The organism is Pseudomonas sp. AP19 (genome assembly GCF_001728855.1).
GTDB lineage: Bacteria > Pseudomonadota > Gammaproteobacteria > Pseudomonadales > Pseudomonadaceae > Aquipseudomonas > Aquipseudomonas fluorescens.
Map to the genome: position 1 here is coordinate 1 of NZ_LXJP01000034.1, position 15,367 is coordinate 15,367.

General features: G+C 61.2%; 11 protein-coding genes. 6 read left to right on the plus strand and 5 right to left on the minus strand.

All coding sequences use genetic code 11. The features are described from left to right. Positions 1–86: 86 nt before the first annotated feature. Positions 87–2,828 (minus strand): aconitate hydratase AcnA, encoded by a 2,742-nt coding sequence (acnA, locus tag A7D21_RS21650; RefSeq protein ID WP_069552659.1) that lies wholly within the window; start codon positions 2,826–2,828, stop codon positions 87–89. A gap of 196 nt (positions 2,829–3,024) precedes the next feature. On the opposite strand from acnA, the gene rlmM reads away from it, so the two are divergent. Together rlmM and tusA are read left to right on the plus strand one after the other, a co-directional pair. Further along, the gene (rlmM, locus tag A7D21_RS21655; protein ID WP_053255026.1) at positions 3,025–4,101 is read left to right on the plus strand and encodes a 23S rRNA (cytidine(2498)-2'-O)-methyltransferase RlmM; all 1,077 of its coding nucleotides are present in this window, start codon (positions 3,025–3,027) and stop codon (positions 4,099–4,101) included. Positions 4,102–4,242: 141 nt separating this feature from the next. Continuing rightward, positions 4,243–4,494 (plus strand): sulfurtransferase TusA, encoded by a 252-nt coding sequence (tusA, locus tag A7D21_RS21660; protein ID WP_053255027.1) that lies wholly within the window; start codon positions 4,243–4,245, stop codon positions 4,492–4,494. Here tusA and A7D21_RS21665 read toward each other — a convergent pair. Continuing rightward, positions 4,491–5,873 (minus strand): MATE family efflux transporter, encoded by a 1,383-nt coding sequence (locus tag A7D21_RS21665; protein ID WP_053255028.1) that lies wholly within the window; start codon positions 5,871–5,873, stop codon positions 4,491–4,493. The genes tusA and A7D21_RS21665 overlap by 4 nt on opposite strands. Positions 5,874–6,159: 286 nt before the next feature. On the opposite strand from A7D21_RS21665, the gene pdxB reads away from it, so the two are divergent. After that, entirely contained in the window at positions 6,160–7,302 is a 1,143-nt protein-coding gene (gene pdxB, locus A7D21_RS21670) for a 4-phosphoerythronate dehydrogenase PdxB (protein ID WP_069552660.1), read from the plus strand. 53 nt (positions 7,303–7,355) lie between these two features. Here the strand turns inward: pdxB and A7D21_RS35870 are convergent, their stop codons facing one another. After that, positions 7,356–7,529, minus strand: a complete 174-nt coding sequence (locus A7D21_RS35870; protein ID WP_053255030.1) for a PA1571 family protein — start codon at positions 7,527–7,529, stop codon at positions 7,356–7,358. 246 nt (positions 7,530–7,775) lie between these two features. On the opposite strand from A7D21_RS35870, the gene A7D21_RS21675 reads away from it, so the two are divergent. Next, positions 7,776–9,560, plus strand: a complete 1,785-nt coding sequence (locus A7D21_RS21675) for an ABC transporter transmembrane domain-containing protein (RefSeq protein ID WP_162232017.1) — start codon at positions 7,776–7,778, stop codon at positions 9,558–9,560. A 65-nt stretch (positions 9,561–9,625) separates the two neighbouring features. Here the strand turns inward: A7D21_RS21675 and A7D21_RS21680 are convergent, their stop codons facing one another. Continuing rightward, the gene (locus tag A7D21_RS21680; protein ID WP_069552661.1) at positions 9,626–11,554 is read right to left on the minus strand and encodes a transglycosylase SLT domain-containing protein; all 1,929 of its coding nucleotides are present in this window, start codon (positions 11,552–11,554) and stop codon (positions 9,626–9,628) included. A gap of 213 nt (positions 11,555–11,767) precedes the next feature. Here A7D21_RS21680 and A7D21_RS21685 point away from each other — a divergent pair, with 213 nt between their 5' ends. Continuing rightward, positions 11,768–13,687 (plus strand): ATP-binding cassette domain-containing protein, encoded by a 1,920-nt coding sequence (locus A7D21_RS21685; RefSeq protein ID WP_053255033.1) that lies wholly within the window; start codon positions 11,768–11,770, stop codon positions 13,685–13,687. Positions 13,688–13,871: 184 nt separating this feature from the next. Here the strand turns inward: A7D21_RS21685 and A7D21_RS21690 are convergent, their stop codons facing one another. Beyond that, positions 13,872–14,324, minus strand: a complete 453-nt coding sequence (locus A7D21_RS21690) for a universal stress protein (RefSeq protein ID WP_053255034.1) — start codon at positions 14,322–14,324, stop codon at positions 13,872–13,874. Between the two features lie 105 nt (positions 14,325–14,429). Here A7D21_RS21690 and A7D21_RS21695 point away from each other — a divergent pair, with 105 nt between their 5' ends. Next, on the plus strand, positions 14,430–14,867 hold the full coding sequence (locus tag A7D21_RS21695; protein ID WP_069552662.1) for a hypothetical protein: 438 nt from the start codon (positions 14,430–14,432) through the stop codon (positions 14,865–14,867). Positions 14,868–15,367: the final 500 nt, after the last annotated feature.

Below are 15,367 nucleotides of genomic sequence, written 5' to 3' on the forward strand. Positions count from 1 at the left end.
AAAGCGGAGTGTCAGTCAAGAATGTATCGACTGACACTGCGCATTCGCGAGCAAGCCCGCTCCCACTTTTGGTTTTGCAGTGTTGCTTAAGACGCGATCAACTGCCGTAGTACATAGTGCAGAATCCCGCCCGCCTTGAAGTACTCGACTTCATTGAGGGTATCAATCCGGCACAGCACCTCGACCTTCTCGCTGCTGCCATCCTCGCGCGTAATCACCAGCGTCAGGTTCATCCGTGGCTCAAGCTCGGCATCGGTCAGCCCGAGAATGTCGATCTTTTCCTTGCCGGTCAGTTTGAGTGCCTTGCGGTTCTGATCCAGCTTGAACTGCAATGGCAGCACGCCCATGCCGACCAGGTTGGAGCGGTGAATCCGCTCGAAGCTCTCGGCGATCACCGCCTTGACCCCCAGCAGGTTGGTGCCCTTGGCCGCCCAGTCGCGGCTTGAGCCGGTGCCGTATTCCTGACCGGCAATCACCACCAGCGGCGTGCCCGACGCCTGGTATTTCATGGCCGCGTCGTAAATGGGCATTTTCTCGCCAGTCGGAATGTACAGGGTGTTGCCGCCTTCCTCACCGCCCAGCATCTCGTTGCGGATGCGGATATTGGCAAACGTGCCGCGCATCATCACTTCATGGTTGCCCCGGCGTGAGCCGTAGGAGTTGAAGTCACGCGGCTCCACACCTTGCTCGCGCAGGTAGCGCCCGGCGGGGCTGTCGGTCTTGATGTTGCCGGCAGGGGAGATGTGGTCGGTGGTCACCGAGTCGCCCAGCAGCGCCAGCACATTCGCGCCTTTAACGTCTTTGATCACCGGCAATGGCCCGGCAATGTCATCGAAGAACGGCGGGTGCTGAATGTAGGTGGAGTCCTTTTGCCACACGTAAGTCGCGGCCTGCGGTACTTCAATGGCTTGCCACTGCTCATCACCGGCAAATACTTCGGCGTATTCCTTGTGGAACATCCCGGTGCTGACCTGGGCGACGGCGTCAGCGATTTCCTGGCTGCTTGGCCAGATGTCTTTCAGGTACACCGGCTGGCCGTCCTTGCCTTCGCCCAGTGGCTCGCTGCTGATATCGATACGCACGGTGCCGGCCAATGCGTAGGCGACCACCAGCGGCGGCGAGGCCAGCCAGTTGGTTTTCACCAGCGGGTGCACGCGGCCTTCAAAGTTACGGTTGCCGGACAGCACCGAGGCGACCGCGAGGTCGGCTTTCTGGATGGCTTTTTCGATCGGCTCGGGCAACGGGCCGGAGTTGCCGATGCACGTGGTGCAGCCGTAGCCGACCAGATCAAAGCCAAGCTTGTCGAGGTAGTGGGTAAGGCCCGCCGCCTTGTAGTAGTCGGTGACCACTTTGGAGCCGGGCGCCAGGGAGGTTTTCACCCACGGTTTGCTGGTGAGGCCTTTCTCCACGGCCTTTTTTGCCACCAGGCCGGCGGCCATCATCACACTGGGGTTGGAGGTGTTGGTGCACGAGGTAATCGCTGCAATCACCACCGCGCCGTTTTTCAGGCGATAGGTGTGGCCCTCGTATTCGTAGTCGGTTTCGCCGACCAGGTCGGCATTGCCCACGGCGACACCACCACCGCCTTCACTTTCCAGGCGGCCTTCTTCTTTGGTGGTGGGTTTGAATTGCAGATCGAGGAAGTCACTGAAGGCTTGTGCCACATGCGGCAGCGAAACACGGTCCTGCGGGCGTTTCGGCCCGGCGAGGCTGGCTTCGACACTGCCCATGTCCAACGCCAGGGTATCGGTGAACACCGGCTCCTGGCCGGCATTGCGCCACAGGCCCTGAGCCTTGGTGTAGGCCTCGACCAGCTTCACGGTTTCTGCCGGGCGGCCTGACAGGCGCAGGTAGTCCAGGGTCACGTCATCCACCGGGAAAAAGCCGCAGGTGGCGCCGTATTCCGGGGCCATGTTGGCGATGGTCGCACGGTCGGCCAGGGGCAAATCGGCCAAGCCATCACCATAGAATTCGACGAATTTACCCACCACGCCTTTTTTACGCAGCATCTGCGTGACGGTCAGCACCAGGTCGGTCGCCGTGATGCCTTCTTTGAGTTTGCCGGTGAGCTTGAAGCCGATTACTTCCGGGATCAGCATCGACACCGGTTGGCCGAGCATCGCCGCTTCCGCTTCGATGCCGCCCACGCCCCAGCCCAGTACGCCAAGGCCGTTGATCATGGTGGTGTGGGAGTCGGTGCCGACGAGGGTGTCGGGGAAGGCGTAGGTACGGCCGTCTTCGTCTTTGGTCCAGACGGTGCGGCCGAGGTATTCCAGGTTGACCTGGTGGCAGATGCCGGTGCCCGGTGGCACCACGCTGAAGTTGTCGAAGGCGCTTTGGCCCCAGCGCAGGAAGGCGTAGCGTTCGCCGTTGCGCTGCATTTCGATGTCGACGTTCTGCTCAAACGCGCTATCGCTGCCGAACTTGTCGACCATCACCGAGTGGTCGATCACCAGGTCCACGGGGGACAGCGGGTTGATACGCTGCGGGTCGCCGCCGGCCTTGGCCACGGCGGCGCGCATGGCGGCCAGGTCGACCACGGCGGGCACGCCGGTAAAGTCCTGCATCAGCACGCGGGCGGGGCGGTATTGGATTTCGCGGTCGGACTGGCGCTCTTTGAGCCAGGCAGCGATGGCCTTGAGGTCGGCGCCGGTGACGGTCTTGTTGTCTTCCCAGCGCAGCAGGTTTTCCAGCAGCACTTTGAGCGACATCGGCAGCGTGTCCAGGTCACCCAGGCTCTTGGCCGCCTCGGGCAGACTGAAGTAGTGGTAGGTCTTGCTGTCTATTTCCAGTGTTTTAAGGGTTCTCAGGCTATCAACGGATGACATTACATGACTCCTTATGGTCCGCACGGCTACGGACCTGACGGGACGAACAGAGCTTTCAACTTAGCCCTGTTTTCATTAGCAGGCTAATAACTGGACTCTATCGTTAAGTCCAAGGTTCCGAACTCGGCTATCATGCGCGCGTTTTCATGACAGGTATTGCGATAGCGCAATGCCGGTTGAGTCACCAGGAGAGTTGATGAACACCCTTTTTATGCACTGCCGCCCGGGTTTTGAAGGCGAAGTCTGTTCCGAGATCGCGGAACACGCCGCGCGCCTGAACGTTTCCGGCTATGCCAAGACCAAGACCGGCAGCGCCTGCGCCGAATTTGTCTGCACCGAAGAAGACGGCGCCCAGCGCCTGATGCACGGCCAGCGCTTTGCCGAGCTGATCTTCCCGAGGCAGTGGGCGCGCGGGGTATTCATCGACCTGCCGGAAACCGACCGCATCAGCGTGATCCTCGCCCACCTGCAAGGCTTCCCGGTGTGCGGCAGCCTGTGGCTGGAGATGGTCGACACCAACGACGGCAAGGAACTCTCCAACTTCTGCAAGAAATTCGAAGTGCACTTGCGCAAAGCCTTGTTGAACGCCGGCAAGCTGGTGGATGACCCGAGCAAGCCGCGCCTGCTGCTGACCTTCAAAAGCGGCCGCGAAGTGTTCATGGGCCTGGCTGAGTCGAATAACTCGGCGATGTGGCCCATGGGCATCCCGCGCCTGAAATTCCCGCGTGAGGCGCCAAGCCGTTCGACCCTGAAACTGGAAGAAGCCTGGCACCACTTCATCCCCCGCGACCAGTGGGACGAGCGCCTGCACGGCGACATGACCGGTGTCGACCTCGGCGCCGCCCCTGGCGGTTGGACCTGGCAGTTGGTCAACCGCGGCATGCTGGTGACCGCCATCGACAACGGGCCGATGGCCGAAAGCCTGATGGACACTGGCCTGGTGCAGCATTTGATGGCTGACGGCTTTACCTTCGTGCCCAAGCAACCGGTAGACTGGATGGTCTGCGATATCGTCGAGAAACCGGCGCGTAATGCGGCCCTCCTGGAAACCTGGATCGGCGAGGGCTATTGCCGCGAGGCGGTGGTGAACCTGAAGTTGCCTATGAAGCAGCGTTACGCTGAAGTGAAACGCTTACTGGAGCGTATTGAAGACGGTTTCAAGGCGCGGGGCATTCGCGTGGAAATCGGCTGCAAGCAGCTGTACCACGACCGTGAGGAAGTGACTTGCCACCTGCGTCGGCTGGTGGATGTGAAGAAGACCAAGTCGCGCTGACGTTGAGCCGCACGCCGCTCAAAATGTGGGAGCTGGCTTGCCTGCGATGGCGGTATAACAGTCGAAATTTATAGTGAATGTGCCCCTTATCGCGGGCAAGCCCGCTCCCACAGGAGAGTGGGTCTGTTTCAGGAGTGATGTATGAATCAGCCTCTCGATTTGCCCGTAGACGCCGTGCTCGATGCGACGGGCCTCAACTGCCCGGAACCGGTGATGATGCTGCACCAGCACATCCGTGACCTGCCGCCTGGCGGCCTGCTCAAGGTGATCGCGACCGACCCGTCGACCCGCCGCGATATTCCCAAGTTCTGTGTGTTCCTGGACCACGAACTGGTGGATCAGCAGGAACACGCCGGTACGTACCTGTACTGGATTCGCAAGAAGTCCGCTTAAACCCGGCGAATCCGCCGGCGCGCGCTGCGTGCCAGGCGGATCACCAGCATCGCCGCGGCGCAGCTCAAGCCCACGATCAGCCCTTGCCACAGGCCGCTCGGCCCACTCGCCGCGCCCAGCCAATCGGTCAGCCCCAGGGCATAACCCACCGGCAACCCCACGCCCCAGTAAGCAAACAAGGTCAGCACCATGGTCACCCGTGTGTCCTGGTAGCCGCGCAGCGCGCCGGCAGCGGTGACCTGGATCGCGTCGGAGAACTGGAACAGCGCCGCAAACACGATCAGCATCGACGCCACGTGGATCACCCGCGGGTCAGGCGTGTAAATCGTGGCAATCTGTTCGCGAAACAGCAGCATCAGGCTGCAGGACAGGCACGCGTAGGTCAGTGCCGTGCCCATGCCGACCCCGGCGGCAAAGCGTGCTTCGCGCGGCTCGCCACGGCCCAATGCCTGGCCGACCCGCACCGTGACCGCCATGCTCAGCGAATAGGGGATCATGAACACCAGCGAGCTGAAGTTCAGCGCGATCTGGTGCCCGGCCACCACGTTGGCGCCCAGGCTGCCGATCAGCAGGGCGATCACCGCAAAGATGCTCGATTCGGCAAACACCGCGATCCCGATCGGCAGGCCGATGCCCAGCACGCGCTTGATCACGGCCCATTGCGGCCAGTCGAAACGCTTGAACAACTCGCTGCTCTGGTACGCCGGTGCCCAGCGGGTCCAGGCGGCGAGGCCGAGCATCATCACCCACATCACAATCGCCGTGGCCCAGCCACAGCCCACGCCGCCCATGGCCGGCACACCGAAGTGGCCATAAATGAACACGTAGTTCAGTGGAATGTTCAACGCCAGCCCGCACAGGCCCATGACCATGCTCGGGCGCGTACGGCCCAGGCCATCACTGAAGCAACGCAACACGTAATACAGGGCGATGGCGGGCATGCCCGATGCGATGCCGTGCAGGTAGGCCATGCACGGTTTGATCAGCTCGGGGTCGACATTCATCGCATGCAGGATCGGCTCGGCGCTGATCAGCATCAGCAGGGCAGCGATGCCCACCACCCCTGCCAGCCACAGGGATTGGCGCACCAGCGGGCCAATCTCGGTGTGGTGACCGGCGCCGAAGCGCTGAGCGACTTTGGGCGTGGTGGCCAGCAGCGTGCCGGTCATCAGCAGGTACACCGGAATCCAGATCGAGTTGCCCAAGGCCACGGCCGCCAGGTCTCGCGGGCTCACGCGCCCGGCCATCACCGCATCGACGAAGCCCATGGCAGTGGTGGCGAGTTGGCCGATCATGATCGGCAGGGCCAGGGTCAGCAGGCTGCGCACCTCGCGACTGACGCGGGCGGGGCGGGAGAGGGGGGCGGTGGCGGTGTTCACGTGCGGGTGTCCAGTAAAAGAGTTGCAAAGGACGGCGAAGTCTACGCGCTGACGCAGTGGTCAGGAAAAAACCTGTGTTAGCGATTTGTAATGCGATCTTCCGGCTGGCACCGACCCCTTGTGGGAGCTGGCTTGCCTGCGATGGCATCATCTCGGTGTTGAGCGACAGAATGAGTCGCCTGCATTGCAGGCAAGCCAGCTCCCACATAAGCACTGCCCACCTGGCATCTGCGCTGGAACGCAGGTCGCATCCCTGTACACTGCTGGTCCGCGAAAGGAGCCTGCCATGCTGATTGTTGCCGACGAAAATATCCCGCTGCTCGATGCCTTTTTTGAAGGGTTTGGCGAAATTCGCCGAGTGCCCGGCCGTTCCATCGACCGTGCCACGGTCGAGCAGGCCGATGTGCTGCTGGTGCGCTCGGTGACCAACGTCAATCGCGCCTTGCTGGAAGGCACGCAAGTGCGCTTTGTCGGCACCTGCACCATCGGCACCGATCACCTGGACCTGGATTACTTCAAGCAGGCCGGTATCGCCTGGTCCAGCGCCCCTGGCTGCAATGCGCGCGGCGTGGTGGACTATGTGCTGGGCAGCTTGCAGACCCTGGCCGAGATCGAAGGCGCCGACCTTAACCAGCGCACCTACGGTGTGGTGGGTGCCGGTGAAGTGGGCGCTCGCCTGGTGACGGTACTCAAGGGCCTGGGCTGGAACGTATTGGTGTGTGACCCGCCGCGCCAGATTGCCGAAGACGGTGATTACGTCAGCCTGCAGCAGATTATCGAGCAGTGCGATGTGATCAGCCTGCACACGCCGCTGACCAAGTCCGGTAACGGCTCCACCTGGCACCTGCTTGATCGCGAACGGCTCAACCGCCTCAAGCCCGGCACCTGGCTGATCAACGCCAGCCGTGGCCCGGTGGTGGACAACGCCGCCCTGCGCGAGGTGTTGCTGCAACGCGAAGACCTGCAAGCCGTGCTGGATGTGTGGGAAGGCGAGCCGCAAGTGGACGTCGACCTGGCCGACCTGTGCGTGCTGGCTACTCCCCATATCGCCGGCTACAGTCTCGACGGCAAACAGCGTGGTACCGCGCAGATTTACCAGGCACTTTGCGCCCACCTGGGCCACGAACCGAGCATTCAGTTAAGTGATCTGCTGCCGCAACCTTGGCTGGCCGAGGTCCACCTGAATGCATCGACCGAGCCGGCCTGGGCGTTGGCGACCTTGTGTCGCAGCGTGTACGACCCGCGCCGGGATGATGCGGACTTCCGGCGCAGCCTTGTAGGCACCGTGGAAGAGCAACGCAAGGCGTTCGACCTGCTGCGCAAGCACTACCCGGAGCGGCGTGAGATTGATGGCTTGAAAGTCCGCATCAACGGCGAATCGGCGCAGTTGTCGAACATCGTGTCGGCGCTGGGTGCGGTAGCGCTTTAAGCACCCATAAAAAACCCGGCCATCAAGGCCAAGTCTGCAAGAGCGTGGGCGCTTCAGCCTTGCTTGGCAGGCTTGACCAGTCGCTGTTCCAGCTCGCGGCAGGCTTGCTGGATCATCTCTTCGGTAATCTGCACTTCGCGGCCTTGGGCGTCGATGACGGAGCAAGGCAGATGCTGCGGTTGGCGGATCACTTCAATCTTGGCATCGCTGCTGTTTTGCAAGGTCATGGCCTGTCTCCTCATCAGGTTGTGTACCTACTGTAATTCCCCCGCGTGACCGTGCTATTACAACTCCTTACAAAGCCAGCGGTTCGAACACCCAGTCCACCAGAAACCGATACAAATTTCCAGCCAGGCATTAGACCGAAAGCCTCTAGGGATCAGTGTCGGCGGGCATAATTAACCTGACTCATTGTTATTCCCCCAAGTTCCCCCAATGTTGGGATGTAGTTATCCAACTCCCTCACGCAGGTGATGCCCGCCATGTTCTCCGTCCGTCAACGCCGTGCCATTCGACTGGCCAGCCGCTTTATTGCGCCGTACCGCTGGCAGGCACTGGGTGCTTTGTTGGCACTCATCGTCACTGCGGGCATCACCTTGTCCATGGGGCAGGGCATTCGCCTGCTGGTGGACCAGGGGTTCATGACCCAGTCGCCGCACCTGCTCAACCGGTCCATCGGCCTGTTCATGATTCTGGTGCTGGGCCTGGCGGTGGGTACATTTGCACGGTTTTATTGGGTTTCGTGGATCGGCGAGCGGGTGGTGGCGGACATCCGCCGGCAAGTCTTCAACCACCTGATCTACCTGCACCCAGGCTTTTACGAAAACAACCGCAGCTCGGAAATCCAGTCGCGGCTGACCACTGACACCACCTTGTTGCAATCGGTGATCGGCTCGTCGCTGTCGCTGTTCCTGCGCAACGCCTTGATGGTCATCGGCGGTATCGTCCTGCTGTTTGTCACCAACCCCAAGCTCACCAGTATCGTGGTCATTGCGCTGCCGCTGGTGCTGGCGCCGATCCTGATCTTCGGCCGCCGCGTGCGCAGCCTGTCGCGGCTGAGCCAGGACCGGATTGCCGATGTCGGCAGCTACGTGTCCGAGACCCTTGGCCAGATCAAGACCGTGCAAGCCTACAATCACCAGGTCCAGGACGAACAACGCTTCGCCGTCACCGTCGAAGAAGCGTTTGCCACCGCGCGCAAGCGCATTGCGCAGCGTGCCTGGCTGATTACCCTGGTGATCATGCTGGTGCTGGGCGCCGTGGGCGTGATGCTGTGGGTGGGCGGGATGGACGTGATCGGCGGGCGGATTTCCGGCGGTGAGCTGGCGGCGTTCGTGTTTTACAGCTTGATCGTCGGCAGCGCTGTCGGCACGTTGAGCGAAGTGCTCGGCGAACTGCAGCGCGCGGCGGGGGCTGCCGAGCGCATTGGCGAGTTATTGCAATCGAACAATGAAATCCACGCGCCCACCGATGGCACTGTGCGGTTGCCGGCGCGGGTCAGCGGCCGTATGGAACTGCAAGACCTGCGCTTTTCCTACCCTTCGCGGCCGGACAGCTACGCCATCGACGGCTTGAGCCTGACCATCAACCCCGGCGAAACCCTGGCCCTCGTCGGCCCGTCCGGCGCGGGTAAGTCGACGATATTCGACCTGCTGCTGCGTTTCTACGACCCCCAGCACGGCCGCATCCTGCTCGAAGGCCACGCGCTGACGGAACTCGACCCCATGGACCTGCGCCGGCACTTCGCGCTGGTGTCCCAGAGCCCGGCGCTGTTTTTCGGCAGCGTCGAAGAAAACATCCGCTATGGCAATCCGTCCGCCACGACCGCCGAGGTCGAGGCCGCCGCGCGCATCGCCCATGCCCATGACTTCATCCTGCAAATGCCCAATGGCTACCAGACCCACCTCGGCGACGGCGGCATGGGCCTCTCCGGCGGCCAACGTCAACGCCTGGCCATCGCCCGCGCGTTGCTGGTGGACGCGCCGATCCTGTTGCTGGACGAAGCCACCAGTGCCCTCGATGCGCAGAGTGAACACTTGATCCAGCAGGCTCTGCCGCAGTTGATGCAGGGCCGCACCACCCTGGTCATCGCGCACCGTTTGGCCACGGTAAAGAACGCGGATCGGATCGCGGTGATGGACCAGGGCAAGTTGGTGGCGGTCGGCACGCATCAGCAGTTGATTGCGAGCAATCCGCTGTATGCGCGGTTGGCGGCATTGCAGTTCAGTGATGGAGTGGAGGAGAGCGCTGCACACTGAATAGCGCCCGCCATAAAAAATGCCCGCATTGCTCAATGCGGGCATTTTTATTTCTGCTTCAAACCTTATTGGTCATCAAAGTAGCGCTCATGCCAATCCACCAACGGCTGTGGCGAGTTGAGCTTCTGCCCGTAGATCACCGAATAAGACAGCACGTTCTGCACATACTGGCGGGTTTCGTCGAACGGGATGCTCTCCACCCACACGTCGAAACTCAGGTGATCAGCGCCACGCAGCCATTGGCGCACGCGACCGGGCCCGGCGTTGTAGGCGGCGGAGGCGAGTACACGGTTGCCGTTGAACTGGCTGTGCACCTGGCTCAGGTAGGCGGCGCCGAGCTGGATGTTTTTGTCCGGGTCCAGCACCTGTGCCGGGGAAGCGAGCGGGATGCTGAATTTGCGTGCGGTTTCCTTGGCGGTGCCGGGCATCAGTTGCATCAGGCCACTGGCGCCAACGCCGGAGCGGGCGTCATCCATGAAGGCGCTTTCCTGACGAGTAATGGCAAATACCCAGCTCGAATGCAGCCCACGCACCTTGGCTTCGCGCACCAGGGTGTCGCGGTGGGCCATTGGGAAGCGGATATCCAGGTCGTCCCAATATTGCGCCTGGCTGATGGTGCGAATCGCCGGGAAGTACCACTTCATGTCGTAGGCCAGCTTGGCCTGGGCGACCATTTCGTCGCGGTTGAAGTGGCGGCTGACGTGGTACCACTCGCGGCGGCCATCGACGATTTGGCCGCGGGCGTAGAACTCCAGTGCACGGCGCACGCCTGGGGTGTTGCGGACCTTGTTGACCAGCGCCTGGCTCATCACCAAGGGTTTATTCTTTAACTGATACGGCGCCTTGGACCGATCAGCGGCGAGGAACCCGTAGAAATCACGCTCCTGCGAGAGGTTCTTGTACAGCACCAGCGGCTGTGGGTTTTTCGGCTCGGCCAGCTCAAGACTGCGTGCCTGCCAGTAACGCCAGCGGTTAGTGGTGGCCAGGTCTTGGGGGAGTTTGCGGGTGAGCTGGTAGGCATCTTCCCAGCGGGCCAGACGCAACAGCAGGCGCAGGCGCCATTCGGACACGGTGTTGTCACGCAGCTCCGGGTCGTATTTGGTCATCACGTCCAGGGCGCGCGGGTCGTAGCGACGGGCCAGGGTCAGGCCGATTTCGCGGGCGATCGACACTTTTTCGTCACGGGAGAAGTGCATGCTGCTGGCGTAACCGTCGAGCAGGGCCATGGCCTTGTCCGGGTCCTGGCGTGCCAGACGGCGCAGGCCCAGGCCTACGGCGTCAGACATGGCCTCGTTGGCCGGCAGGAAGCGGGACGGGTCACCGAGCATGTCGGGCTTTTGCGCCACGTCCACCATCAGGCGGCCTTGGGAACCGAGGGTCGGCAGGGTTTTCACCAGGCTGTTGGCCAGCGCGTAGTTGCGGGCCTCAGCGGCGAGTTTGGCGCGGTCCCAGATTTTCTGTTCGGTGAGCTGACCATCGGCGGCCCACTGGCCAAAGGTGGCGTCACAGGCGGCCGGCTGCGATTTGCCGGTCAGCCAGAGTTTTTCGGTGGTCTTGTAGCCTTCGGCTTTCAGATTATGGGTGAGCTGGTACTGACCATGCAGGCAGTCCAGTTCGACGAAATTAAGCTTGGCGTCGTAGTACTTTTCAAACGTCTGCCAGTCGCCACGCTCGGCCAGCCAGCGCAACCAGCGCAGCTTCATCCAATTGGCCTGGGGCAGGTCGCCGTTTTTGGCGAGGAATTGTTCGATTTCCTCGTTGCTCGCGGTTTTCAGGCGGGCGGTCAGCTCGTCATACGCCAGGTACGGCGTGAGCGGGTAGTCGGCCAGGGCCTGGCTGTATTGCATGTACGGGCCGCTGTCGCCTTTGGCGAGGGCGCGTTTGGCTTCATCGTAATATTGACGTTGGGTGGTGAGGTCCACGGCCTGGGCAGATTGAACGGCGGTGGCGGAAAGAAGCAGACAAGATAAAAAGTTGAAAAGGCGACTGCGCATGAGACGTCCGTGCAGAGAAATCACGACTAGCACCGGCACCGCCGACACTGATTGCCCCTAGCTTAGCCTTTTGCCAGCGGCCGGCGAAAGCTTTGCCGGCCGGTTGGTTCAAGTTGATCAGAAATGTCCTGCAGAACGTGCCCATGGTGAAAATGCCGGCCGCATCCCACCCTCAAGTCAGGTAGAATGCGCGCCCAGTTTTTGGAGAAGCGTATGACCCTGCTCAAATTCAGCGATGTGTCCCTTGCTTTCGGCGCTATGCCGTTGTTGGACAAGGTGTCCTGGCAGATCGCCCGTGGTGAGCGGGTGTGCATCATCGGCCGCAACGGCACCGGCAAGTCCAGCATGATGAAGCTGGTAAAAGGCGACCAGAAGCCCGATGACGGCTCTGTTTGGCGCGCCCCGGGCCTCAAGATCGGCGAATTGCCGCAAGAATTGCCGGTGGCCGACGGACGGACAGTGTTCGACGTGGTTGCCGAAGGCCTCGACGGTGTCGGTGAGTTGCTCGCGCAATACCATCACCTGGCGCAGAACTGCGTCACCGAAGAAGACCTGGACAAGCTGATGCACGTCCAGCAAGACCTCGAAGCCCGTGACGGCTGGCGCTTGCAGCAACTCGTCGACAGCACCTTGAGCCGCCTGCAACTGCCGGCCGACAAGACCCTCGCCGAATTGTCCGGCGGCTGGCGTCGTCGCGTGCTGCTGGCCCAGGCATTGGTGTCCGAGCCGGACCTGCTGCTGCTCGACGAACCGACCAACCACCTGGACATCGGCGCAATCGCCTGGCTGGAAGAAGCCATCAAGGACTTCCAGGGCGCCGTGCTGTTTATCACGCACGACCGTGCCTTCCTGCAGAGTCTGGCAACGCGCATCCTTGAACTGGACCGTGGCGGCCTGATCGACTGGAACGGCGACTACGCCAGTTTCCTGGTGCACAAAGAGGCGGTGCTGTCCGCTGAGGAAACCGCCAACGCGCTGTTCGATAAAAAACTGGCCCAGGAAGAAGTCTGGATCCGCCAGGGCATCAAGGCCCGCCGGACCCGTAACGAAGGCCGCGTACGTGCCCTCAAAGCGCTGCGCAATGAGCGTAGCGAGCGTCGCGAACGCACGGGCAAGGCGAATATTCAGCTCGACACCGCCGACAAGTCGGGCAAGCAGGTCATGGTGCTGGAGAACGTGAGCTTCCATCACCCGGATGGCCCGTTCCTGATCAAGGACTTCTCCATGGTCCTGCAGCGCGGCGACCGTATCGGCCTGCTGGGCGCAAACGGTACCGGCAAGACCACTTTGCTCAAGCTGATGCTTAATGGCCTGCAACCGACCAGCGGCACGGTCGAGGAAGGCACCAAGATCGACGTGGCCTACTTCGACCAGTTGCGCCATCAGTTGGACCTGGAAAAAACCGTGATCGACAACGTTGCCGAAGGCCGCGACTTTATCGACATCGACGGCCAGAGCCGCCACGTGCTGAGCTACCTCGGCGACTTCCTGTTCAGCCCGCAGCGTGCGCGTACGCCAGTGAAAGCCTTGTCCGGTGGTGAGCGTGCACGCCTGCTGCTGGCCAAGCTGTTCAGCAAACCGGCCAACCTGCTGGTGCTCGACGAACCCACCAACGACCTCGACGTGGAAACCCTCGAACTGCTGGAGGAGGTCCTGCTGACCTTCAACGGTACCGTGCTGATGGTCAGCCACGACCGGGCATTCCTCGACAACGTGGTCACCAGTACCCTGGTCTTCGAAGGTGAAGGCAAGGTGCGTGAATACGTCGGTGGTTATCAGGACTGGCTGCGCCAGGGTGGCTCACCGCGCTTGCTGGGCGTTACCGAGAGCAAGTCCGGCAAAGCCGACCTTACCTCCGCAGTGGTGGCCCCGGTGGCCGCAGAGGCCCCGGCCCAGGAAGCTGCGCCGGCGGCCAAGAAGAAGCTCAGCTACAAGCTGCAACGCGAGCTGGAAGCCTTGCCGGGTGACATTGACGCCAAGGAACAGCAGATCGCTGCGGTAGAAGCGGAAATGGCCGACGCAGGTTTCTACCTGCGTCCGGCGGCGGAAACTGCCAAGGTGATTGCCTCCCTGGAGACGTTGAACCAGGAGCTGGAAGTGCTGGTTGAGCGTTGGGCCGAGCTGGATGCCTGAGTGATTCAAGCGCACTAAAAAAGCCCGGCGCCCATTTGTATGAACGCCGGGCTTTTTATATGGAATTCGATTAGAAATGTGGGAGCGGGCTTGCTCGCGAAAGCGGTACATCAGTCGCCAGATGCGTCAACTGACAGACTGCTTTCGCGAGCAAGCCCGCTCCCACACTTAGTGAGCGTGGTTCTTAAGCGCTTTTTACCAGCTTCACCGCCAGCACATCGCACGGCGCGCCGTGCAGCACATCATTGGCGGTAGAACCCAGCAACAACGCCAGGCCATGACGACCATGGCTGCCGACCACGATCAGGTCGCAGTTCTGCTCTTTGGCCAAGTGGTGGATTTCCTGGCGCGGCTGGCCGTAGGTGAGATGGGAGTTTTCCTTGGTCACTTCCGGGTACTTCAGGATCAAGCGATCCAGGCGCTCTTTGGCCTGGTCAAACTGCTGTTGCTGCAACTGGGAAAGGTCCATGGGCACGTCGCCACCAAAGGCCATGGCCATGGGCTCGACGATATGCACGAGTGACAGCTTGGCACCGTTGGCGATTGCTGAAGCCTGCGCGCGCTTGATAACCGGGTCGCACTCTTCGGTCAGATCGACAGCGACCAGGATATGTTTGTAGGAATGTTCGTTGGGCATGGCGCGTTCCTCCAGGAGACTGCAATAAGTTCAGTATGGCTGGTTTCAAGCGGATGGGGTTGCGTCAGCTCAAACCTGCTCATCTAGAAATTCGGGAGTACACATATGACGGTCTGGATAGTGGTGTCAATCCTTCTGGTGGTTCTGAGCCCCCTGGCATGGCTGCGCCCGTCGCGCCATCAGAGCGGGCGCATGGCCCTGCGGATGGAGGCGCGCCGCATTGGTCTGGCCATGCAGTTGGCACCTCAGGAATGGCCGTATTGGCTCAAGCAGGAGCCGCCGAGCCCTTGCGCGCAGTACTGCCGGCCACGGCGCGGGAGTGCGCCGGCGATCTGGAGTTATTGGCAGATGGAACCAGGGGTCTGGGTCAATCAGTGGCGCGAGGTGTGTGTCGATGAAAAGTTGTTGCCACATTTTGCGACGCTGCCGGCCAACGTCTACAAGGTCGAAGCCGACAAGCAAATGATCGCCTTGTATTGGGGCGAGAAGGGCGAGGCGAGTGTGTTGAAGGACATTGATACGTTGCTCAAGGCCTTGGCGTAACCTTGCGCGGACTCAGCTCGCTGTTACAAAACAGCAGGCAATAAAAAGCCCGACATCATCATCGGGCTGGAGTTGGCCAGGCAGGCCGGTAAATCTGTGTTTCCTGCGTCGGATGGTCATCCAGACGCGTTACGGTTGTCGCAAGCCTAGCGGCATATCCGGTTCTGTACAGCCTTTTTCCACATCTTTTACATTATTGATCTCATGAATAGTTAAGTATTGGCTAGGCGTGGGCTCGGGCGTGAGGTTCTGAACTGACTGGAAAGTCGCGCTTTTCCTAGCCTTTCGAGCGATTGACAATTGCTCGGAATTGGATGAAGGTGGCGTACCCAAATCAAACGGGCGTATGAATTGAGCGTTTGTCTGTCAGACGGCTCATACATAACCCCGACTATCGCATTGGCGGGTGTGCCTGGCGGATGGGCGTGAGCATTGACGTCATCATCAATGTCCAACCATAGGCCAGCGTCCAATGTGTACTGTTCAGCTTCCATATCGTG